Annotated in this window: 20 protein-coding genes and 2 pseudogenes; 18 read left to right on the top strand and 4 right to left on the bottom strand. The window is 63.9% G+C overall.

Features of this window, described 5'->3' with window-relative positions; translation table 11 throughout:
- Nucleotides 1–54 precede the first annotated feature (54 nt).
- Nucleotides 55–1,263, bottom strand: a complete 1,209-nt coding sequence (locus R0232_RS16425; RefSeq protein ID WP_431512791.1) for an acetyl-CoA C-acetyltransferase — start codon at nt 1,261–1,263, stop codon at nt 55–57.
- Between the two features lie 54 nt (nt 1,264–1,317).
- The gene (locus tag R0232_RS16430) at nt 1,318–2,454 is read right to left on the bottom strand and encodes an acyl-CoA dehydrogenase family protein (protein WP_066690107.1); all 1,137 of its coding nucleotides are present in this window, start codon (nt 2,452–2,454) and stop codon (nt 1,318–1,320) included.
- A gap of 153 nt (nt 2,455–2,607) precedes the next feature.
- On the opposite strand from R0232_RS16430, the gene R0232_RS16435 reads away from it, so the two are divergent.
- The 18 genes and pseudogenes from R0232_RS16435 to R0232_RS16520 all read left to right on the top strand — a co-directional run bounded on the left by R0232_RS16435 (nt 2,608) and on the right by R0232_RS16520 (nt 19,553).
- The gene (locus R0232_RS16435) at nt 2,608–3,240 is read left to right on the top strand and encodes a TetR/AcrR family transcriptional regulator (protein ID WP_431512792.1); all 633 of its coding nucleotides are present in this window, start codon (nt 2,608–2,610) and stop codon (nt 3,238–3,240) included.
- 138 nt (nt 3,241–3,378) lie between these two features.
- A complete protein-coding gene (locus R0232_RS16440) occupies nt 3,379–4,128 on the top strand; it encodes an electron transfer flavoprotein subunit beta/FixA family protein (protein ID WP_431512793.1) in 750 nt (249 codons plus the stop codon).
- Complete coding sequence (locus tag R0232_RS16445) at nt 4,128–5,066, top strand: FAD-binding protein (RefSeq protein ID WP_066690098.1); 939 nt, start codon at nt 4,128–4,130, stop codon at nt 5,064–5,066. Before R0232_RS16440 ends, R0232_RS16445 begins: the two co-directional genes overlap by 1 nt.
- Nucleotides 5,067–5,153: 87 nt before the next feature.
- Nucleotides 5,154–6,311, top strand: coding sequence for an acyl-CoA dehydrogenase family protein (locus tag R0232_RS16450; protein WP_431512794.1), 1,158 nt, complete (start codon nt 5,154–5,156; stop codon nt 6,309–6,311).
- A 14-nt stretch (nt 6,312–6,325) separates the two neighbouring features.
- Nucleotides 6,326–7,303 (top strand): acyl-CoA dehydrogenase family protein, encoded by a 978-nt coding sequence (locus tag R0232_RS16455; RefSeq protein ID WP_431512795.1) that lies wholly within the window; start codon nt 6,326–6,328, stop codon nt 7,301–7,303.
- A 141-nt stretch (nt 7,304–7,444) separates the two neighbouring features.
- Nucleotides 7,445–8,236 carry an enoyl-CoA hydratase/isomerase family protein gene (locus R0232_RS16460; protein WP_431512796.1) on the top strand — a complete coding sequence of 264 codons (792 nt, stop codon included), beginning with the start codon at nt 7,445–7,447 and terminating at the stop codon, nt 8,234–8,236.
- Between the two features lie 14 nt (nt 8,237–8,250).
- Nucleotides 8,251–9,444, top strand: coding sequence for a CaiB/BaiF CoA transferase family protein (locus R0232_RS16465; RefSeq protein ID WP_431512797.1), 1,194 nt, complete (start codon nt 8,251–8,253; stop codon nt 9,442–9,444).
- A 46-nt stretch (nt 9,445–9,490) separates the two neighbouring features.
- On the top strand, nt 9,491–10,273 hold the full coding sequence (locus R0232_RS16470; RefSeq protein WP_431512798.1) for an enoyl-CoA hydratase-related protein: 783 nt from the start codon (nt 9,491–9,493) through the stop codon (nt 10,271–10,273).
- A 29-nt stretch (nt 10,274–10,302) separates the two neighbouring features.
- Nucleotides 10,303–11,460 (top strand): acyl-CoA dehydrogenase family protein, encoded by a 1,158-nt coding sequence (locus R0232_RS16475; protein WP_431512799.1) that lies wholly within the window; start codon nt 10,303–10,305, stop codon nt 11,458–11,460.
- Nucleotides 11,461–11,471: 11 nt separating this feature from the next.
- Nucleotides 11,472–12,647 carry a CaiB/BaiF CoA transferase family protein gene (locus tag R0232_RS16480; RefSeq protein ID WP_431512800.1) on the top strand — a complete coding sequence of 392 codons (1,176 nt, stop codon included), beginning with the start codon at nt 11,472–11,474 and terminating at the stop codon, nt 12,645–12,647.
- 16 nt (nt 12,648–12,663) lie between these two features.
- Nucleotides 12,664–14,028 (top strand): MmgE/PrpD family protein, encoded by a 1,365-nt coding sequence (locus tag R0232_RS16485; RefSeq protein WP_431512801.1) that lies wholly within the window; start codon nt 12,664–12,666, stop codon nt 14,026–14,028.
- A 55-nt stretch (nt 14,029–14,083) separates the two neighbouring features.
- The gene (locus R0232_RS16490) at nt 14,084–14,914 is read left to right on the top strand and encodes an HpcH/HpaI aldolase/citrate lyase family protein (RefSeq protein ID WP_431512902.1); all 831 of its coding nucleotides are present in this window, start codon (nt 14,084–14,086) and stop codon (nt 14,912–14,914) included.
- Between the two features lie 33 nt (nt 14,915–14,947).
- A complete protein-coding gene (locus R0232_RS16495) occupies nt 14,948–15,733 on the top strand; it encodes a citryl-CoA lyase (protein ID WP_431512802.1) in 786 nt (261 codons plus the stop codon).
- 44 nt (nt 15,734–15,777) lie between these two features.
- Nucleotides 15,778–16,785, top strand: a complete 1,008-nt coding sequence (gene bioB, locus R0232_RS16500) for a biotin synthase BioB (RefSeq protein ID WP_082753111.1) — start codon at nt 15,778–15,780, stop codon at nt 16,783–16,785.
- 25 nt (nt 16,786–16,810) lie between these two features.
- Nucleotides 16,811–17,197, top strand: coding sequence for an aspartate 1-decarboxylase (gene panD / locus R0232_RS16505; RefSeq protein WP_060983955.1), 387 nt, complete (start codon nt 16,811–16,813; stop codon nt 17,195–17,197).
- A gap of 197 nt (nt 17,198–17,394) precedes the next feature.
- Nucleotides 17,395–18,033, top strand: a pseudogene (locus tag R0232_RS16510) (IS3 family transposase); the annotation flags it as partial.
- A gap of 300 nt (nt 18,034–18,333) precedes the next feature.
- On the top strand, nt 18,334–19,116 hold the full coding sequence (locus R0232_RS16515; RefSeq protein WP_243721573.1) for a site-specific integrase: 783 nt from the start codon (nt 18,334–18,336) through the stop codon (nt 19,114–19,116).
- A 101-nt stretch (nt 19,117–19,217) separates the two neighbouring features.
- Nucleotides 19,218–19,553, top strand: coding sequence for a hypothetical protein (locus tag R0232_RS16520; protein ID WP_060983956.1), 336 nt, complete (start codon nt 19,218–19,220; stop codon nt 19,551–19,553).
- A gap of 12 nt (nt 19,554–19,565) precedes the next feature.
- On the opposite strand, the pseudogene R0232_RS16525 reads toward R0232_RS16520, so the two are convergent.
- Together R0232_RS16525 and R0232_RS16530 are read right to left on the bottom strand one after the other, a co-directional pair.
- A pseudogene (locus R0232_RS16525) lies at nt 19,566–20,064 on the bottom strand (IS4 family transposase); the annotation flags it as partial.
- Nucleotides 20,065–20,133: 69 nt separating this feature from the next.
- Nucleotides 20,134–22,905: a conjugal transfer protein TraG N-terminal domain-containing protein gene (locus R0232_RS16530; RefSeq protein WP_060983963.1), complete on the bottom strand. Its 2,772-nt coding sequence runs from the start codon at nt 22,903–22,905 to the stop codon at nt 20,134–20,136.
- Nucleotides 22,906–22,921: the final 16 nt, after the last annotated feature.

Here is a 22,921-nt window from a genome sequence, read left to right on the forward strand (position 1 = left end):
GGTGAGAGTCCTGGTAAATGGGGTGGAACCTGCGCGTTCACGGGGGCTGCCGGGTCAGACGCGCTCGATGATGGTGGCCGTGCCCATGCCGGCGCCCACGCACAGCGTGGCCAGGCCAGTGGCCAGGTTGCGGCGCTCGAGTTCGTCGAGCAGGGTGCCCAGAATCATGGCGCCGGTGGCGCCGAGCGGGTGCCCCATCGCGATGGCCCCGCCGTTGACGTTCATCTTGTCGTGTGGGACGTTCATCACCTCCATGAAGCGCAGCACGACCGAGGCGAAGGCTTCGTTCAACTCGTAGAGATCGATGTCTGCCGCTTTCATGCCCGCCAGCTTTAGCGCCTTTTCCGCCGAGTAGGAGGGGCCGGTCAGCATGATGGTGGGCTCGCTGCCGATCGATGCGAACGAGCGGATGCGGGCACGGGCTTTCAGGCCGAGCCGTTTGCCGACCTCGGCGTTGCCGATCAGCACCGCGGACGCGCCGTCCACAATGCCCGACGAGTTGCCGGCGTGATGCACGTGCGTCATGCACTCGAGTTCCGGATAGCGCTGGAGGGCGACCGCGTCGAAGCCGTATTTCTCGCCCTGCACCTTGAACGCAGGCTCCAGCTGGGCCAGCGACTCCAGGGTGGTGTCGGCGCGCATGTGTTCATCGCGCTCGAGCACGACGCAGCCGTTCACGTCTTTCACGGGCACGATGGAGCGGGCGAAGCGTGCCTCGGCCCAGGCTTGCGCGGCGCGACGCTGGCTCTCGACGGCGTAGCTGTCCACGTCTTTGCGGCTGTGACCGTACAGGGTGGCAATCAGGTCGGCCGAAATGCCCTGCGGCACGAAATAGGTCGGAATCGCCACCGCCGGATCGGCCGCCCAGGCGCCGCCGCTGGTGCCCATCGGCACGCGGCTCATGCTCTCCACGCCGCCGCCGATGACCAGGGGCGACTGGCCCGACATCACCTTGGCGGCTGCCATATTGCAGGCTTCGAGTCCGGAGGCGCAGAAGCGGTTGATCTGCACGCCTGGAGCGGACTCGTGATAAGCGGCGGCGATGGCCGCCACGCGGGCGATGTTGGCGCCTTGCTCACCGGCGGGCTCGACACAGCCGAGGATGATGTCGTCTACGAAGGCGGTGTCCAGGGCGTTGCGCTCGCGCAGCGCCTGCAACGCCGTGATGGCCAGGCTGATGGGCGTGGTGCCGTGCAGAGCGCCTGAGCTGCGGCCCTTGCCGCGCGGCGTGCGCACGGCGTCGTAAATGAATGCACCGGTCATGGTGGGTTTCCTTTTTTGAATCGGTGGAGGCGAAAAAACGGCGGACCGCGCGTTCTACAGCGTGCGGCCGATGATTTCCTTCATGATCTCGTTGGTGCCGCCGTAGATGCGCGCGACGCGTGCATCCGCATAGGCGCGGGCAATCGGGTACTCCCACATGTAGCCGAAGCCGCCGAACATCTGCAGGCATTGGTCAAGCACTTTGCAGTGCAGGTCGGTGGTCCAGTACTTGGCCATCGCGGCGGTGGCAGCATCAAGCTGGCCGTCCATCAGCAGGCCGAGCAGGCGGTCGACAAAGACTTGTGCGACCTGGGTCTCGGTCTTCATCTCGGCAAGTTTGAAGCGGTTGTGCTGGAAGTCGATCACGCGCTGGCCGAAGGCCTTGCGATCCTTGGTGTAGGCCAGCGTCCATTCGAGCGCCGCCGCGGCGCCTGCCACCGCGCCGATGGCGATCTGCATGCGCTCCCAGGCGAGCTCCTGCATCAGCAGGAAGAAGCCCTTGCCCTCACCGCCGAGAATGTTGCCCGCTGGCACCCGTACGTTGTCGAAGAACAGCTCGGAGGTGTCCTGCGCCTTCATGCCGATCTTTTCGAGGTTGCGCCCGCGCGTGAAACCGAGGCGCCCAGTCTCGACCAGAAGCAGTGAGGTGCCCTTGGCGCCTTGCGTCGGGTCGGTCTTGGCGACCACGATCACCAGGTCGGCGTTTTGGCCATTGGTGATGAAGGTCTTCTGGCCATTGATGACCCATTCATTGCCGTCGCGGACCGCGCTGGTGCGCACGTTTTGCAGGTCGCTGCCCGCTCCCGGCTCGGTCATGGCAATGGCGCCAATGACCTCGCCGGTGGCCATGCGCGGCAGCCAGGCGAGCTTTTGCTCCTCGGTGCCGTAGGCCAGGATGTAGGGAGCGACGATGTCCGAGTGCAGCCCGAAGCCGATCCCGCTCGTGCCGGCGCGCGCGATTTCCTCGATCAGCACGGTGCTGTGCAGACGCGTACCACCGCCGCCGCCGTAGGCTTCGGGGATGGCCGGACACAGCAGACCCGCAGCGCCTGCCTTGCGCCAGACCTCACGCGGCACGATGCCATCTGCTTCCCAGCCGGCGTGATGGGGAATGACTTCCAGCTCCAGGAAGCGACGGGCCTGGTCGCGGAAGAGTTCGTGTTCTTCGCCGAAGATGGTGCGTGTCAGCATGTCTGGGCCTGTCCTTTAGGTGGTTTAAATCTGGCTTGGTCGACAGCTGTGATGGCTGCGAAGGCTTCGATCCAGCCATGCCGAATGCGCCGGAAGTGTCGAGTCCGCGACCTGAGGTCTATCAAACGCTTGTTAGATGATATAGTATATGGCATGACAAAAGTGCGTGACAACGGGCGGAAGGATGCGATTTTGGCCATTGCCGCGGGCCAGTTCCGGCGTCGCGGTTTCGAGCGCACCTCGGTGCGCGATATCGCCGATGCGCTGGGAATGACCTCGGGCTCGCTCTTCTATCACTTCGCCACCAAAGAGGAATTGCTCGTGGCGGTGATGGAGGGCGGTGTTCGCGACATCATGCAGTCGGTGCGCGACGGACTGGCCGGTGAGACCCGCTTGCCCGAGCGGCTGCTGTCGATGGTGCGTAGCCACCTGAAGGCTTTGCTGGGCCCGCGACTCGACGCGATGACGGTGCTGCTCTACGAGTGGCGCAGCCTGTCGCCCGCCGCCCAGACCCGGGTGCTGGCATTGCGTGATGCCTACGAGGCCTTGTGGATGGACCCGATCAATGAGGCTGTGGTGTTGGGCCTGGTCGAATCCGATGCCGTGCTGGTGCGACAGACGGTGCTCGGTGCCCTCAATTGGACGGCGCAGTGGTACCGACCCGAGGGGCGTCTGGATGTCGATGCGCTGGCGCAGAGCATGTTCAAGATGCTGTTTCCTCGCGTGGCCGTATCGGGCACGCTAGGAGAAACAGCAACAAGTCCGCAGTTAACCCGTCGGGTGTAGGCAATTCATGAAGCGGTCAGTCGCGGCAAGGAGGCTGATGCCAAGCTGCGCGAGGTGTAAGGATTGGAAGTAGAAGTGGATGTGAGTGGGCTGTACCCAGGCCCGTATGTGCAAGTTGTTTGAACCCCTGGAGATAACGTGAAGATATTGGTCGCTGTCAAGCGGGTGCTGGACTACAACGTCAAGGCCCGCGTCAAGTCCGACGGTTCGGGAGTCGATCTCGCGAACCAGAAGTTGTCCATGAACCCGTTCGACGAGATCGCCTGCGAGGAGGCGGTGCGCCTCAGGGAGGGCGGTGTCGCTTCGGAAGTGATCGCCGTGTCGTGCGGCCCGAGCGCTTGCCAGGAGACGCTGCGCAGCGCGATGGCCATCGGCGCCGATCGCGGCGTGCTGATTGAAACCGACGTCGGACTCGAACCACTGGCTGTGGCCAAGCTGGTGAGCCATGTCGCCACGAAGGAGGGTGTGCAACTGGTCATCTTCGGCAAGCAGGCTATCGACGACGACGCGGGGCAGGCGGGGCAGATGTTCGCCGCGCTGATGGGTTGGCCGCAGGCGACCTTTGCCTCGAGGGTTCAGATCGCGGGCGAGCGGGCCGTCGTGGCGCGCGAAATCGATGGCGGACTGGAAACCCTCGAGTTGAAGCTGCCGGCTGTGATCACGACCGACCTGCGGCTCAATGAGCCGCGGTACGTCACGCTGCCAAACATCATGAAGGCGAAGAAGAAGCCGCTGGAGATGATCAAAGCGGCCGATCTTGGCATCGACATTGCGCCGCGCACCGTTGCCCTTGGCGTCAGCGAGCCGGCGGTGCGCAAAGCCGGCATCAAGGTGGCCGATACGGCCGAACTCGTCAAACGACTCAAAGAAGAAGCTAAGGTGATCTGATGACGACACTGATCATTGCGGAACACGACAACACCGCACTCAAGGCGTCAACGTTGAACACGATCGCCGCCGCCAAACGGCTGGGCGGCGACATGCACGTGCTGGTGGCCGGTGGTAACTGTGCTGCCGTGGCCCAGGCCGCTGCGGCGGTCGCGGGCGTGGCCCAGGTGCTGCACGCCGATGCAGCCCATTACGAAGCCCACCTCGCCGAGAATCTGGCCGAACTGGTGCGGTCACGGGTGCGCTCCGATGCAGCCTACACCCATGTGCTGGCACCGGCCACCGCCTTTGGCAAGAACGTGCTGCCGCGCGTGGCAGCACTGCTGGACGCCTCTCAGGTGTCGGACGTGATCGCCATCGAGTCCGCGGACACCTTCGTTCGCCCGTTTTATGCCGGCAATGCACTGGCGCGTGTGCAATCGAAGGATGCCATCAAGGTGCTGAGCATTCGCACCACCGCCTTCGACCCGGTGGGCGCGGGCGGCACGGCAGTGATCGAGACGCTGGCCGCCGCGACTGATCTGGGCTTGAGCCGACTCGTCGGGCGTGAGGTGGTGAAGCTTGAGCGTCCGGAGCTCAGCGCTGCTTCGATCATTGTGTCGGGCGGACGCGGACTGGGGGCCGCCGAGAAGTTTCATGCCGTGCTGGAGCCGCTGGCCGACAAGCTTGGTGCCGCGCTTGGAGCCTCTCGCGCCGCCGTCGATGCCGGTTACGCCCCCAATGACTATCAGGTCGGACAGACCGGCAAGATCGTCGCGCCACAGCTGTATGTGGCGGTCGGCATCTCGGGTGCCATCCAGCATCTGGCCGGCATGAAGGACAGCAAGGTCATCGTCGCCATCAACAAGGACGCAGAATCGCCGATCTTCCAAGTGGCGGACTATGGTCTGGTAGGGGACCTTTTCGTCGAGGTGCCGGAACTGGTGGCTGCTCTGTAGCGATTCTGTAACACTGCACTAGGGCGAAGACGGTATCGGTGTGGTGCTCCCCATTTCAGCGATGACCAATTCACGGAGATACTGTCCTTGAGCAATCTGCTATCGGCTTTCCGGCTCGCCAAGCTTCCAGTGGCGACAAACCCGTTTCGCGCCGAGGTAAAAGCCTTTCTCCAGTCCAGCTTCGAACCCGGGCCGCCGGACATTCGGGCGCGGTCATGGATGGGCTTCGATGCCGCTTTCAGCCAAAAGCTGGCCGCGCGTGGCTGGGTCGGCGTGACGTTGCAGGCCGCATACGGCGGCGCCAGCCTGGACGCCTTCTCGCGCTTTGTGCTCGTGGAAGAACTGCTCGCCGCCGGCGCACCTGTGTCGGCGCACTGGATCGCCGACCGTCAGAGCGGGCCACTCATCATGAAGTTTGGCACTGAAGCGCAACGTCAGTTCTATCTGCCGAAAATCTGCGCCGCCGAGGCCTTCTTTTGCATCGGCATGAGCGAACCCAATGCCGGCTCCGACCTCGCCAGTGTCGGCACCCGTGCGACACGCTGCGAAGGTGGCTGGCGTTTGAACGGCCGCAAGATTTGGACCACCAATGCGCAGCATTGCCACTACATGATCGCCCTTGTGCGTTCCTCGGGCGAGCCGCAGGACCGGCAAACGGGTTTATCGCAGTTTATTGTCGACCTGTCCTTGCCCGGCGTGACGGTGCGTCCGATTCATGATCTGACCGGTGATGCCCATTTTTCAGAGGTCTTTTTCGACGATGTGCTGCTGGCCGATGACGCCCTGATCGGCCAAGAGGGCAGCGGCTGGGCACAGGTCAATGCCGAACTAGCCTTCGAACGCAGCGGCCCGGAACGTATCTATTCAAGCATCGTTTTGCTGGAGCACTGGATCGCCTGCCTGCGCCACACGCAGGACGCCGCTGTCCACGCCGCCACCATTGGGCGCTTCACTACGCATCTGGCCACGCTGCGCCACATGTCCATCGCCGTCACCAGCAAGCTGGTCAACGGAGACAGCCCGATCGTCGAGGCCGCGTTGGTTAAGGACATCGGTACAGAATTTGAGCAAAGCATTCCAGCCGTCATCGAGGCGGCCATCGCCATGAACCCGGACGCGCCGGTGGATGCCGACCTGTACCGTACGCTGGCCTACGTGAGCCAGATGGCCCCCACCTATTCTCTGCGCGGCGGTACGCGCGAGATCCTGCGCGGCATGATCGCGCGTGGGCTGGGCTTGCGTTGAGAAAGAACAAAGCCGTGTTTGCAGAAGCCATAGAAGACATTCTCAAAGACCAGTGCACTCCGGCTGTGGTGCGGGCCATCGAAGCGGGTGGCTCAGCCGCAGCCTTGTGGGATGCGGTGGCGGGTGCCGGATTTCTGGCCTTGATGGCGCCTGAATCCGAGGGCGGAGCCGACCTGAGCCTGGCCGAGCTGTTTCCAGTCCTGAGCCATTTTGGACGCTACACGGTACCGATGCCCGTGGCACAAACCATCGTGGCGCGCGCGCTGCTGGCCTCGCAGATGATCATGCCCGACGGCATGATCACACTGGCCTCCGCGTTTCGACGTGAAACCGGCGGAGGCATCACTTGCGAGTTCACACCTTATGGCCTGCTGGCGGACTTCGTGCTGGCCTGCGACGGTGATGTTTTGCTGCTGCTGCCTTGCGCGGCGGCCCGGCGTCAGGCCACTGGTGTGAACCGCAGCCTGACGGCAACGCTCACCTGGCCCGATGCCAGCAGCGCAGCCCGCGCGCCCCGTGGTGGCGCACTGTTGCCAGCCTTCGGGGCCGCACTGCATGCGGCCCTGCTCAGCGGTGCCATGAGCCGTGTGTTCGAGATGACGCTGCAATACTGCAACGACCGCATGCAATTCGGCAAGTCCCTCGGCAAGTTCCAGGCGGTGCAACATCAATTGAGCGTCATGGCCGAGCACACCGCAGCCGCATCCATGGCCGCTGAAGCAGCTTTTCAGGGTGCCGGAAAAGCGCCGTCCCTGCTGGCGGCCGCCATGGCCAAGTCCCGCACCAGCGAGGCGGCCGGCTTGGTCGCTTCAATTGCCCATGCCTTGCATGGCGCGATCGGGGTGACTGAAGAATACGATTTGCAGTTGCTGACCCGGCGCCTGCACGAGTGGCGTATGACCCACGGCTCGGAGGCCTGCTGGAACAAGGTGGTCGGCGAGCAGGTGCTCGCGGGCACGCTGTCGATCGTTGATTTCGTCCGCTCGGTTTGACAACCTCCGCATCGTCGGCGCAGGTGTGGCTGCTGGAATTTTAAAACTAACTAACATCTGTTATGTTACCATGATGCCATCCTCCGGTCGGTGTTTGACTTGAGGTTTCGCGCTACCCAACCGAGAGAGAGGAAAGCTTTCATGTCTGCTGAGTCACCCATTCTGTTCACGATCGATGCCGACGGCATCGGCACGCTGACCCTCAATCGTCCCGGCCAACTCAATGCCTTCGATCTGCCGATGATCGACGCCTGGCGGGCTGCGCTGGAGTCGGCCGAGGCCGACGATCGGGTGCGGGTCATCGTGGTGACGGGCGCCGGTCGTGCCTTTTGCGCCGGGGGTGATTTCGACGAAATGGCCAAGTTCAGCGAACTCGACAGCCTGGGCCGCAAGAACTTCCTGTACCGCCATGTGCATCGCATCGCGCTGACGCTGGAGCGCATGGAAAAGCCGGTCATCGCGGCCATCAACGGCGCCGCGCGGGGCGCCGGCTGCGACATGGCGCTGATGTGCGACCTGCGGGTGATGGCCAGTTCGGCCACGCTGGCCGAGAGCTACATCGACATCGGGCTGATGGCCGGCGATGCGGGCGCCTGGTTCCTGCCGCGCCTGATCGGCACGGCGCGCGCCCTGGAATTGTTCTGGACCGGCCGCACCGTCGATGCGCAGGAGGCCGAACGCATCGGCATGGTCAACCGGGTGGTGCCCGATGAAGAACTGATGGCGACCACTTACGCGCTGGCGCGCACTATCGCGGCCAAACCGCAGCAGGCGGTGCGCTTTTTCCGCCGCGCGGTTTACCAGAGCCAGACGATGGCGCTGGCCACCCACCTGGACATGGTTTCTTCGCACATGGCGGTCCTCGAGGACACGCCGGAGCACCGGGACGGCATCGCCGCGTTCCGCAGCCGGATGCGCGGCGCCAAGAAGTAAGACGAGGCGAAGGCGTGGCGGGCATTCTCCAGGGCATCACGGTCGTCGACCTGTCGCGCTTGATCGCCGGTCCGTATACGGCCATGGTGCTGGCAGACCTCGGTGCGCGCGTCATCAAGGTCGAGGCGTTGAGCGGCGAGGAGGGACGGCATTTCGGCCCGCCGTTCTACGGCGATTCAAGCGTTGCGTTCATGACCTGCAACCGTGGCAAGGAGTCTCTGGCACTGGACTTCCGCACGGACGCAGGGCGCAAGGCGCTGCTCCGACTGATCGCCCAGTCGCAGGTGCTGGTGCACAACTTTCGCCCCGATTTCGCCGAGAAAAATGCGCTGACCTACGAGGAGGTGCGACAGGTCAACCCGGAAATCATCTACACCATGGTGTCGGCCTTTGGCGAAGACAGCGAGTACCGTTTGCGCCCATCCGTTGACAGTGTTGTGCAGGGCATGGCCGGGGCTTTTTACGCCAGCGGCGAGGAAGGTGATCCACCGGTTCGCATCGGCTTGCCGATCATCGATGTGGCGTCTGGCATGTGTGGCGCCTTGGGTGTGCTGGCCGCGGTCATGCACTGGCAGCAGACCGGCCGCGGGCAGCGCGTCGAGTTGGCGCTGGCCGACACCATGTTCAACTTCATGGCAGCCAAGGTGGGCGAGCACGCCGTCGAGCAGCGCGAGCCGCTTCGCTCGGTGAACTTGCCGATCGCCGTGCCCAGCCGCCACTTCCAGGGTTCCGACGGTGCCTGGTTCAGCGTGTCGGTGGTCAATGAAGGTGCGTTCAGACGCTTTTGTGGCGTTGTCAACCAGCCCGCCTGGCTGGCCGATCCGCGCTACGACCGAAACGCCGCACGCATTGCCAACCGGCCCGCGCTGCTGGCCGAACTGGCGGCGATCTTTGTCATACGCCCGGCTGCCGAGTGGGTGACTGCGCTCGAGGCTGCAGACATTCCCTGCGGGCCGGTGAACACGGTGTCCGGGGCCATGTCTGACCCAGTGCTGGCCGACCGCTTCGTCGAGCATCCGGCGCTACCGGGTCTGCCGCTGATCCCGTTTCCAGCGCAGTTGGCCGAGGGCATGCGCCGGCCCGACGCCATGCCGCCGCCGCCCAAGCTCGGTGAACACAGCGCGGCCATTCTTGGCGAGCTGGGTTACAGCCCGGCCGAGGTCACTCAACTCGTACGAGACGGCGTGCTGAAACTGCACACGAGTTGACCACTTGTCATCCATCGATCCCCAAACTTCAACAGGAGATTCAGTTATGTCCGACAAAGAAGTCATATACGAGGTCAAAGATTTCGTCGCCACCATCACGATCAACCGGCCCAAGACGCTGAACGCGTTTACCGGTGACACGATCAAGGAAATGGAAAGCCTGTTGGCCCAGGCCGGCAGCGACCCGAAAGTCGGCGTGATCGTGCTCACAGGTGTGGGCGAGCGCGCCTTCTGCGTCGGCGGCGACGTCAACTGGGAAAAGGGAGAAGGTGGCAAGAGCGGCCTGCAGGACCTGGAGTTCAATTTCAACCGGCAAATCGCCGAGTGCCCGAAGCCGGTGATCGCGCGCGTTAACGGCTACGCGATTGGCGCTGGTCACCATATCGCCTACTTTTGCGACTTCACCATCGCTGCAGAGCACGCGATCTTCGGCCAAAATGGGCCGCGTGTGGGCTCCCCCGCAGGGGGCTACATTGTCTCGCACGCAGCCAATGTGCTGGGCCACAAGCGCGCTCGCGAGCTGTGGATGCTGTGCCGCCGCTACACCGCGCAGCAGGCTTTCGACTGGGGCCTGGTCAATTCCGTGGTGCCGATGGCCAAGCTCGACGAGGAGGTGCGCAAGTATTGCGACGAGTTGCTGTCGCTCTCGCCGACCTGCCTGAAGATCGTCAAACGTTCTTTCTATCATCACATGGCGCCGATCATGGGCCGCGACATGAACGACCTTATCCAGGAAGTGGCGCCCAACTACTTCAACACCGGCGAACAACAGGAAGGCGCCAGCGCCTTCCTCGAAAAACGCAAGCCTGACTTCAGCAAGTTCCGTTAGGCCCATCACGGATTCTTCAAAAACCGAGCATGATGAAACAAGAACGTTATCCGGAGTTGCGCGCCGCGCTGCGCGATCTTTTCAAACGCTTCCCGGACGCGTACTTTCGGAAGATCGACGAAGCGCGCGCCTACCCAGAGGAATTTGTGGACGCGCTGACCCGCGCCGGCTGGCTGGCGGTGATGATCCCGCAGGAGTACGGTGGCGCCGGTCTGGGGCTGGCCGAAGCCTCGGTGGTGATGGAAGAAGTCAACCGTTGCGGCGGCAATGCCGGCGCCTGCCACGGCCAGATGTACAACATGGGCACGCTGCTGCGCCATGGCTCGGACGCTCAAAAGCGCCGCTACCTGCCCCAAATCGCCAGCGGCGACTTGCGCTTGCAATCCATGAGCGTGACCGAGCCCACCACCGGCACCGACACCACCAAGATCAAGACCACGGCGGCCAAGCAGGGTGACCGCTATGTCGTCAATGGCCAGAAGGTGTGGATCTCGCGCATCCAGCACTCCGACCTGATGATTTTGCTGGCGCGCACCACGCCGCTCAAGGACGTGAAGCGCAAGTCCGAAGGCATGTCGATCTTCATCGTCGACTTGCACGAGGCGATCGGCAAGGGCCTCACCGTGAAGCCGATCCGCAACATGGTCAACCACGAGACCAACGAGCTCTTTTTCGACAACCTCGAAATCCCGGCGGACAACCTGATCGGCGAGGAAGGCAAAGGCTTCAAGTACATTCTTGACGGCCTGAACGCCGAGCGCACGCTGATTGCCGCCGAGTGCATCGGCGACGCCCGCTGGTTCGTCGATCGCAGCGCGCGCTACGCCCGTGAGCGCTGCGTGTTCGATCGCCCGATCGGACAGAACCAGGGCGTGCAATTCCCGATTGCCGCGGCGCACATCGAAACCGAAGCCGCCGACCTCATGCGCTGGCGCGCCTGCGAGCTGTTCGACGCGCACCAGCCCTGCGGCGCCGAAGCCAACATGGCCAAGTACCTTGCGGCGAAAGCCTCGTGGGAGGCCGCGAACACCGCGATCCAGACGCATGGCGGCTTCGGCTTTGCCTGTGAATACGATGTCGAGCGCAAGTTTCGTGAAACTCGGCTGTACCAGGTGGCGCCGATCTCCACCAACCTGATCCTGAGCTACGTGGCCGAGCACGTGCTCGGGATGCCGCGTTCGTTCTGAAAGAAGCTGCCATGCGTCCCCTGGAAGGCATGCTTGTCGTCACGCTCGAGCACGCGATCGCCGCGCCGTTTTGCACCCGTCAGCTCGCTGACCTGGGGGCGCGCGTCATCAAGGTCGAGCGCCCGGGCGAGGGCGATTTCGCCCGCGCCTACGACACCCGCGCGCACGGCCTGGCTTCGCACTTCGTCTGGTGCAACCGCTCCAAGGAGAGCCTGACGCTGGATCTCAAACAGCCGGCCGCGCGCGCTGTGCTGCACAAGCTGGTGGAGCGCTGCGACGTGCTCGTGCAAAACCTCGCGCCTGGCGCGGCGGCGCGCATGGGGCTGGACCACGCGAGCCTGGCGCCTGTCAATGCCGGCATCGTCGTGTGCGACATCTCCGGTTACGGCGAAGGCGGTCCCTACACCGAGAAGAAGGCCTACGACCTGCTGATCCAGAGCGAGGCCGGTTTTGTATCGGTGACCGGCACCCCCGAGCAGCCGTCCAAGGCCGGGCTGTCGATTGCCGACATCGCCGCCGGCATGTACGCCTACAGCAGCGTGCTGGCCGCGCTGCTTCAACGCGGTCGCACTGGGCGCGGTCAGCGGCTCGAAATCTCGATGCTCGAAGCGATGTCCGAGTGGATGGGCTTTCCGCTCTATTACACGCTGGACGGCCAGCCGCCGCCGCCGCGCGCGGGTGCCTCGCATGCGGCGATTTACCCCTACGGCCCGTTCACCTGCGGCGACGGCAAGCAGGTGGTGCTGGCGGTGCAGCATGACCGTGAGTGGGCCATTTTTTGCGATCAGGTGCTGCTTCAGCCGGAACTGGCCAAGACGTATATGGGAAATGCCAACCGGCTGGCCCGGCGCGAGCAGTTGCGCGCTGTCATCGAAGGCGTGTGCTCGACATTGACTGCCGAGCAATTGGTCGAGCGCCTGGATGCGGCGCAAATCGCCAATGCCCAGCTCAACGAGATGGCCGCTCTGTGGCGCCATCCGCAGTTGGCGGCGCGTGGGCGCTGGACCGAAATCGGCTCTCCCAGCGGCCCACTGCCGGCGCTGTACCCGCCGCATCACCTCAGTGGCAGTGAGCCGCTACCGATGGGGCCGGTGCCTGCTTTGGGTGAGCAGACCGACTCCATTCTCGCCGAGCTGGGCTACGGTGCGCCGGAGATTGCCCGGCTGCGTGCGGAAAAAGCGATCTGACTGAATGTGTAATGCCATGACCCTGGATAAAAACCCGAGCGCGACGCTGGCCGCCTTTGCGGCTGGCTTGCAATTCGACACGATTCCGGCGCCTGTGCTTCGCCGCACCGAGGATCTGTTTCTCGACTGGTACGCCTCGGCGCTGGCCGGCAAGGGCGCGCGGCCGGTTGAGGCCATCGAGGCCTATGCCCGCGAGATGGGGCCGGCCTCGGGCCGCGCCGAGGTGCTGATCTCGCGCCGCACCACCTCCCCCCATTTCGCCGCATTGGTCAATGCCGCGGCGTCGCATTTTGCTGAGCAGGACGATGTGCACAACGGCTCTGTGTTCCACCCTGGGGCCGTTGTGTTCCCGGCGGCGCTGGCCATAGCGCAAGACATCGGCGCGAGTGGCCGCGAGTTTCTGGCCGCGGTGGTGGTGGGCTACGAGGTCGGCATCCGCGTCGGTGAATTTCTCGGACGCTCACACTATCGCGTCTTCCACACCACTGCCACCGCAGGAACGTTGGCCGCCGCTGCAGCGGCCGGGCGGCTGCTCAAGCTGGATGCGCCGACCATGGTGCATGCCTTCGGCAGCGCCGGCACGCAAGCCGCAGGATTGTGGGAGTTCCTTCGCGATGCGGCCGACTCCAAGCAACTGCACACCGCGCATGCGGCGTCCAGCGGACTGGCTTCGGCTTACTTGGCGCGCGAAGGCCTGACCGGCGCGCGCCAGATTCTGGAAGGGCCGCAGGGTCTGGCCGTCGGCACGTCCAGCGACGCCGACCCGGCGCGGCTCACCGACCGACTGGGGCAGCGTTGGGCCACGGCTGAAACCTCGTTCAAATACCACGCCTCGTGCCGTCATACGCACCCCAGCGCAGACGCGCTGCTGGCGTTGATGCAAACGCACCGGCTCGTTGCGGATGATTTGGTCCAGGTGACGACCCATGTGCACCAGGGCGCGATCGACGTGCTCGGACGGGTCACCGTCCCATCCACCGTGCACCAGGCCAAGTTCTCGATGGGTACCGTGCTCGCGCTGGTGGCCGAGTACGGGTACGCCGGGCTTGACGAATTCGAGCAGCACTACCTTTCGCCGCGCGTGGCGGCCTTGCGCGACCGGGTCACGATGCAGCTCGACGAGGAGGTTGACGGCGCTTATCCACAGCGCTGGATCGGCAAGGTGACAGCAAGCACGCGCGACGGCAAAACACTCTCGGCGCGCGTCGACGAACCCAAGGGGGACCCGGGCAACACCCTCACGCGCGCCGAACTGGAGGACAAGGCGCGGCGACTGGCGGCCTACGGCAGAGGTGCCACCTCGGCAGAGATGGCCGATCTGATGGCCCGTATCTGGTCCGTTGCCGAGGCGCCGCGCGTTGAACGATGGCTGGCGGCATGAGCCGCCCGGCAGTTCCGAAGGCGAATACCGCGGCCCGCTGGGCGAAGGTTTGCCCATGAGTGCGCCGCCAGTCCTGACTCGGCTGCCGAGGTCCTATCTTTTCGTTCCCGGGGACCGCCCCGAGCGCTTTGCCAAGGCGCGCGTCGCCGGTGCCGATATGGTGATCGTCGATCTGGAGGACGCGGTCGCGCCCGAGTCCAAGCCGCGTGCCCGCGCTGCGCTGGCGGCCACACTCGACGAGGCTGCGCCGCTCATCGTGCGCGTCAACGCTGCCGGTACACAGTGGTTCGACGAGGACATCGACCTGTGCCGCCATCCCGGCGTGGCAGCCGTCATGCTGCCCAAGGTCGAGGGCATCGAAGCCATCTGCGCGGTGGTCGAGACCACCTACAAGGATGTGCTGCCGATCATCGAATCGGCGCGCGGTATCGAAGCGGTGCGCGCCATTGCCCGCGTGCCTGGCGTCGTGCGCCTGGCCTTCGGCAGCGTCGACTTGGCACTGGATCTGGGCATTGACTGCGCGCCCGACGGGGGTGAAATCGAGTTGCAGGGGTTCCGCTCAGAGCTCGTGCTCGCCTCGCGCCTGGCCGGGCTGGACGCGCCGATCGACGGCGTCAGTCTCGTGATCGATGATTTCGACCGGCTGCATGCCGATGCGGAGCGTGCCAGGCGTCAGGGCTTCGGCGCCAAGCTGTGCATCCACCCCAAGCAGATTGCCGCCGTCCAGGCGGTGTTCACTCCCTGCGCCGAGCAAATCGACTGGGCGCGCAGCGTGCGCGATGTCTTCGTTGCCGCTGGTGGTGCCGCCGTCATGTTGGACGGTCGAATGGTCGACAGCCCGATTTATCAGCGTGCGCTTGCCGTCCTGCGCAGCACCGGCCTGTAAGCCTGATTTTCTGAACCCACTGGAGATGCCCCCATGGCGCGCATAAACATACCCATCCGCTCCGACATTGCCTGGAGCACCCCCGATCGCATCGAAGTGCACGGCAAGAGTCTGCCCGACGAGATACTCGGCCACATCAACCTGGGCGACATGGCCTTCCTGCAGATCGTCGGGCGCATGCCGACGCCGCAGGAGTCGAACGTGTTCAATGCCATTGCGGTGACGCTGGTCGAGCACGGCATCACGCCCAGCGCGCTGGTCGCGCGCCTGACCTACGCCGGTGCGCCCGAATCGCTGCAGGCGGCGGTGGCGGCAGGCCTGTGCGGCCTGGGCAGCGTGTTCGTCGGCTCGACTGAAGGCACCGCCAGGATGCTGTACGAGGCGCTGCCGCCGGGCACGAAAGGCGCTGACCTGGAGCGCATCGCGCGCGAGACCGTGTCGGCTTTCCGCGAACGCGGCCAGATCATTCCCGGTCTCGGCCATCCGCTGCACAAGCCGGTCGATCCGCGCGCGCCGCGTCTGTTCCAGATCGCCGCGGACAATGACTTCTCCGGTGATTACATCCGGCTCGAACAACTGATCTGCGCCGAGGCCGAACGCGCCGCGGGCAAGTCGCTTCCCGTCAATGCGACCGGCGCCATCGGTGCCATCAGCTGCGAACTCGGATTGCCGTGGAAGATCGTGCGCGGCATCGGCGTGCTCGCACGCGCAATCGGGCTGGTTGGTCACATCCTCGAGGAGAGCCAGATGCCGATGGCGGTGGAGATCTGGCAGCGCGTGGAAGACGAGGCGACGGCGCACATCCGCCCCCGTGCCTGAACCGAGAACCCTTGATAACAATCCACCTGCACAAAACGACCACCATGAACACCTTCGAGACGCCCGCCCAGCCGATCCAATTCACCCGCCGCCTTGCGGCCCCTGCGCTCGATGCTGCCGAGGCCCCCTGGCCGGCGGCCGAGGTACTGGCGCTGTTAGAGCTGCCGTTCAACGACCTGTTATTCCGGGCCCAGCAGGTGCACCGTGAGCATTTCGACCCCAACGAAGTCCAGTTGTCGACGTTGCTGTCGATCAAGACCGGTGGCTGCCCGGAAGACTGCGCTTATTGTCCGCAATCGGTCCACTACGACACCGGAGTCGAGGCGGGCAAGTTGCTCGACGCCGCAGCCGTCTCCGAGGCCGCCCAGGCGGCACGCGAGGAGGGGGCCAGCCGATTCTGCATGGGCGCCGCCTGGCGTGCGCCGAAGGATCGCGACATCGAGAAGGTTGCCGAGCTGGTGCGGGTCGTGAAGTCGCATGGACTGGAGGCCTGCTGCACGCTCGGCATGCTGAGCAACACGCAGGCGCGCACGCTCAAGGACGCTGGGCTCGACTACTACAACCACAACCTCGACACCGCGCCCGAAGCCTACGGCCGGATCATCACCACGCGCGATTATCAGGACCGGATCGACACGCTCGGCTATGTGCGAGAAGCCGGCATTCACGTGTGCAGTGGTGGCATCGTCGGCATGGGGGAATCGCGGCGCGAGCGCGCAGGGCTGATCGCTCAGCTCGCCAATCTCGATCCATACCCTGAGTCGGTGCCGATCAACAACCTTGTGCAGGTGGAAGGCACACCGCTGCACGGCATCGATGCGCTCGAGCCGTTCGAGTTCGTGCGCACCATCGCTGCGGCGCGGATCACGATGCCGAATGCGCGGGTACGCCTGTCCGCCGGACGCCAGCAGATGGGCGAGGCGGTGCAGGCGCTGTGCTTCCTGGCCGGTGCCAACTCGATCTTCTACGGCGACAAGTTGCTCACTACGGGCAACCCTGACTGGGCCAGCGACCGACGCCTGTTCGACACGCTGGGGCTGGTGGCGCGCTGAACTTTATTGCATTGAAGGTGAAACCATGTACCGTACCTTGCTCAAGTCCAAGATACACCGCGCGACGGTGACCGCGTGTGAGCTGCATTACGAAGGCTCCTGCGCGATCGACGAAGATTTGCTGGACGCCGCCGATCTGCGGGAGAACGAGCAAGTCCACATCTGGAACATCGCCAATGGCGAGAGGTTCATCACCTATGCGATTCGTGCCGAACGTGGCAGCGGAACAATTTCGCTCAACGGCTCGGCCGCGCGCCGCGCAGCTGTGGGCGATCTGGTCATCATTGCCGCATTCGGGCTGGTAGCAGAGACCGATCTCGACAGCGTCCAGCCCCGTCTGGTCTTTATGGATGCCGACAACCGTATACGCGAACTGAGGACGACGATTCCGGTCCAGGGCGCAAAGAACTGAGAGATCGAGCGCTTTTTCGCCTGTAGTTTGAGCAGGTACGAGATCCACCAAAAAATGCGGGGGAGACACGCTTACTGCAGAAGCCCGTACAGTCGGGCAATCCGGACTGCAGTGCGTCTGTCCAGTACATCACGTGACCTTGCCCCTGAAAAGTGGAGTTCTTGGCCTTGTTGAAAATACCGACAAGGAGTCAAGAGATGACAGCAAAGCAGGTGCGTGCGCAGTACACGCAGGAATTCAAACTGGAGGCGATGCGTCAGGTGCGCGCGGGCCAGGCCATTGCGGTGGTGGCCAAGGTGCTGGGCATTCCCAAGGCCAGTTTAGGCAACTGGGTGAGGTTGGCGGCCAAGGGTCCATTGAGTGGCGCCGGTGATGCTGACAAGGCCGCGCGGGTCTCGCCCGAGCAGATGGAGATAGCGCGCTTGCGCGCTGAGGTTGCCCGGCTTCGCATGGAGCGTGACATCGCAAAAAAAAGCCGCGGCGTACTTCGCGCAGGACACGCTGCGAGGTACGCCTGGATTCACCAAATGAGGCGCCAGTACCCGGTGAGCATCTCGTGTGGCGTGCTGGAGGTCAGCGCCAGCGGCTACTTCAACTGGCTGATCCGCCCACAACAAGACCTGGCTGGCAGACCCGGCGGGCGTCACAGCGACGAGGCTGTGCTGGCCCACATCCGCGCCATCCATGTCCAGGTCAAGGGCGAATACGGCTGGCCACGCATGCACAAGGAACTGCTGGCCCGAGGCATCCGTGTGGGCAAAGACCGAGTTCGCAAACTCATGCAGCAGCACGGCATCAAGGCCAGGACGAAACGCAAGTTCGTCGTGACCACCGACTGCGATCAGCCTGAAGAAGGATGGCAAGCCCATGCCCCTCGTCGGCAAGTACGTGGTGGTCTAAAGGTTAATCGAGGGGCAGTGGAGGCGGCGTTCAGGGCTGGCGCATAGCGGGCGCAGCTGCCCCGCCGACCCTTCCACCTCAGCATGCGTCTGAATAGCTGCATCGAAGGAAGGCATGTAATGGGGTGAAAGCTCCTGTAGTGGCTGCGGAACGTCAGCGGCCGATGTCGAAAGCAACAACAGGTCCGTTGCGTGGTGACGCTCCGCGGAACCGGTCGCCGAAGGAGCTCTTGTTCCATGACTGCAAGCACAGCGGTGCCAAATGAGCCGGCACGAGACGGAGGACGCGACCTTTCGCCCGTCTCAAACGATGAGGGCAGCGCATTTGAAGGCTTTGAGCCGGATGAGGGGGCGATCGAGTCCGCGCTGGAGGTCAGGCGTATCCTGAGCGTTACCGAGATCTCCCTCGGGGCGAAGCTCATCATGGCACACAGTCATCAGCCAACCGAGGACCTGGCGCTTTACTACATCCTGTTTGCGATAGGTGCGCGGCCACTGGAGATTGCTCGCCTGGAGGTGCAGGATTACCTTGAGGCGTCAGGCGACGTTAGTCGGATCTCCTTCATACGGCCGGAGGTCGCCATCAACGGCAGGACTCGTCCCCTGTATTTCCTGAGTGCCCGCCTGGACGAGGTGATGGCGGATTACCTCGGGAACAGGGGCAGGCGCGGCGACAGGATCGGTGGTGACTCGTACTATCGCGGACTCGACCCGCGATGCCCCCTGTTCCTCTCGCCCAGCGGCCAAGGCTTCGCGATCACGTCGTACGAGGAAAAGGGGCAGCGACGCTTCCTCTGCAGGGGAATCCAGGAGGCTTACCGCAAGCTGTTACGCTACGCCGGATTCTCCGGCCTCACGGCGCTAGCCGCGCGGCAGACGCTAGCGGACCGCCTGTACTCACGCGGTGCCGACGAGGCGCAAGTCGGGCTGTTACTGGGCATCGCGGACCGCAGCGCCGTCCGAGAGCGATTTCCTCGTCGGCAGCCGACCCTGGAAGAGCTCACGAAGGACTTGATCTAGCACTCGGTGCGGCTCCCGTAGCACCACGGCGACTCGGGCACGCACAGAATCACGTTCGCTAAACGGCTTGACTTGCAGCGGCATGGTGCTAGGGTATTTCGATGCGAAAAGCTGTCTTCCTCTTCTTCCTGCTGCTGGGCATCGGTCTCGGCTACCTGTCAGCACGCCATGACGACTGGGGCCTGCGGGTTGGGATGATGGCCATGGGAGCGCTGTTCGGCGGGGCGATCGGAGGCGGGCTGTCGCAGATCGGCAAGCAGCGCCACAAGCTTCGGCCTGTTCCGACAGAAGAAGAACTCAATCCGATCTCCGGAATGGGTACCTCCAGTCGCGATCTGGCGGCGAATTATTGGCGTGACGAGGGGCATCCGCAGTTCATGAAGCCACCGCACCCTGAGTACGGCAATCGTATGCTCGATGCCGACAAAAACCTCTAGCAGGCACCCCTTTCAAGGTCTTGCCCCCGCGGCCTGCTTGAGGACACGAGCTGTGGACAACTGCTTGCGAGCCACAGCGCCAGCGACGTACCCCCCTTGGCTTTTCCTTCTTGGGGCCGCGCTTCACACTACCCGGGCTGACGTTGCCCGCCAGGCGCAGCAGGTACTGCACAACATCCCCCGCTGGCGCTTCTGACCACGGCCGCCACACCTCTGAGGGCAGCGCAATCAGCATGCCCTGATAGATAGTCACTGGCTACATGTACGCCCAGGTGGTAGGTCGAGACATTCAGATCGGGGGCTCGCTCGCTGTGCGCCTGCTCCACGCAGTGCTTGAGCAGCGCCAGCACTGCCACAGCAAACCCCAGCAGTACCGCGCGCGGGTGGCCCAAGCTCCGGATCTCGCTTTGCAGCACACCGATTCGAGCCGTCCGGACAGGCCCTCGATGCGCCAGCGTTTGCGGTACAGCTGCGCGATGGTGGCCGCGTCAATGCACGCTGGCAGATTGGAGCGTTCTGCCGCGTCGGTCATCTCCGAACGAAACCGCTGTTTTGGTTTTTCAACAGCCTGCTATCGCTTCTATTTCTTCAGGGCATCCTTGATAGCCTGCTTGGCGTCCTCGACGATGGGTGCGGCGTCTCCCTTTACCTGATTGACGGATTGCTTCATCAAGGAACGTTCGGATGCCAACGTTCCATCCGGTGTTTTGGTGATCTGCGCTTTGCGCTCGAAGGTGGCCTGATCCGCAGAGGAGCTTGCACGAATACGCAGGCCCTCTGCCTGGACATCGCTGCGCATGGCTGACGGGGATTCACCCGGAGACCCGGGCCTGGGCCCACCGCCAGAGCCGCTCACGCTGCCCTGGTTGGCGCGGTGCTGGCCTCCAAGATCCTGATCCAACGACGGACTGCTCGAGTCTTGCAGGTGCTGCGCGGAAAGGTCTCCAAAGGCGGACGGTACTGCAATACCGTCCGAGAACACGCGGTTGGGCTGCAGCGACTGCCTGGCCAGCTCCGCTTCCATCAGCACGCGCGCCGACGCGCTGTTGCCACCATACTGCTCGGCGTAGCGGGTGAACATCGCGAGATTATAGGGATCCTGGGCGATATCGATCGAGATGGTTTCGCCGCGCTCATAGGCCGTCGAGACGCGCTCAGCAAAGGCGCTCCGCTCGTTCAAGCTGGCGTCGGCGCGCTCTATCCGCGCAGTGGTCGATGTCAGCCGGGCAGACAGATCCAAGGCTTCGCGGCTGTCGCTGGTGACCATGCTGATGAAGCTCTTGTCCCTAGATACCCGGTCGCCGAACTGCTTGAACTCGGCCAGTTGCTCGCTGTTTATGGAGGTCAATACCTTTTGCTCTGCGGCAGAAAGCCCAGTCAAATAGCTCTTGTCGCCAGATGCGTTTGCTCCTAGCCCCGCAATGGGTGTATTGATTCCCACTTGACCCGTGGCGCCCAAGGCAATTCGTGCTACCTGAGATTGCGTGAGCCCCGTCGTATCAGCCACACTCTTGCTGATCTGGTCCAGACGGTTGACCGTTTCGCCAAACTGCTCGAAGCCGCTCGATGTGGTGCCGGTGCTGTTGCGCGATGAGTGCAGCTTGGCGATGCCCTTGGAAAATGCCTCTGCCAGAATCGCCGAGCGCTCGCTGCTGGCAGCCACCGCCTCGCTGCGCGCAGCATCCACCTGCCGGCTTGCATCCTGCACGTCCTGCTCAGACACCCGCATCGACACCACCCGCGACGCAAAGCCCTGGTTGCGCAGCAGGTTCACGGCCGTGCGCCCCGTCAGCGCATTGCCGGTAAAGGTGTTGCCGCTCAGGTCGTTCTGCCAACTGCCCATGAAGGCCGAGGTTCGGTTCGGCGCGAGCTGCATCTGGTCCATGGAGACATTGCCCAGCGCGGTATTGCCCACGGTGGACGCCGCCGTCGAGCCAGAGAGCATGGCCTGCAGGCCCGACAGCCCACCCACGAGGGCCGTGCCAAAGTTCTCCATGCGTTTGAGCGCGGCCCAGGCGATGAAAGGGATGCTGATGGCAAGATACCCGACGATAGCCTCTCCCGACAGCGCCCGGGAGTAGATCACCGAGGCGGTCTGCAGGGCCAGGGCCTTGCCGCCGGTACCCAGGTCGGCGGCGGCCGCCAGGTCGTAGGCGGCATAGATCGAGGCCATGTAGTTCAGGATCGCATAGAGCGGAGGCCATAGCTGGATCCAGATCAGGATGGCCGCATAGCCCTTGAAGGCCAGCATGGTATCGCGGCCGCTGGTCAACAATAGCAAGAGCACGAACAGCGGGAAGAGGGCGTATGTCACCGCCTCGATCACATTGCGGAACACCGGCAGCGCCTGTTCGGCCACCTTGCCGTAGTTCAGCCACGAGGCATTCATCTGGGCCACGGCCTGGGCGCGTCCCACGGCCAGCACCATGGCCGCCGGGTCATTGACCTTCTGTCCCACGATCTTGCCTGTGTCCTCCAGTGCATTGAGCATGGCGTTCTGGCGGATGATGTCGGCGGTGGTCGCCGAGGCATTGGCGATGCCGTTCTTCAGATAGGCCTGCTGGATTTGGCCAGCTACGGTCGCAGCAGCAGCCGTGCCCGGCAACGTCGGGTTCAGCTGGAAGGCCAGCCGCCCCTGGATGCGCTGCAGTTGCGCCGGCAACCGCCCGTTCAGGTTCCGGTACACATTTGGGCAGGTATCCACTCCTACGGTGCCGCCGGCTCCCGTCAAGGTACTGAACCGGGCCGGATTGGGCGAGCTCATCAGCGGCCAGACGTCGTCCGACGCAGAATACGCCGCCGGATCCAGCGTGCCGTCGACCAGGTCGTAGGTCGTGCAGTTGTGGATGAAGTTCACCAGGTCGGTCCTGAACCCCGGGTCCTGGAACACCACATTGCCGGTCTCGCGGATCAACCGGTTGCCGAACATCAGGCCGTTGCGTTGGTAAGACAGCTCAATTGGCAGCGCGCCGGCGCCGGGGATCGCCTGGAAGGCCGTCTCGAACAGGCCGGTCAGCGTATGGCCGATGTTGCTGGTGAGGCTCCCCAGCAGCGTCACGCCGAAGGGCACGTTGTCCACCACCTTGACCGCAGAGCCACCGGTCTTGTCGACCACCCCCACGGTTACCTTGGGCACGATCAGGATGCTGAAAATCAACATCACCGAGCCCAGCCACTTCCACCCCTGCAGCTTCTCCGGGGCAAAAGCGTAAGCGATCAGGGCCGCGACGAAGCCGCAAAAGGCGACGGCTGCGACGGCCGAGGCATAGTCGCTGGAGGCATGGATGGCCGCGGCCGCGTTGAACACGCCGAACAGGCTGTCGGCATTCTGGTAAGCGTAGATCTCCCACATGGCCGAGCCCATCCAT

This window comes from Variovorax sp. DAIF25, from assembly GCF_050711835.1.
Taxonomy (GTDB): Bacteria; Pseudomonadota; Gammaproteobacteria; order Burkholderiales; family Burkholderiaceae_C; genus Variovorax.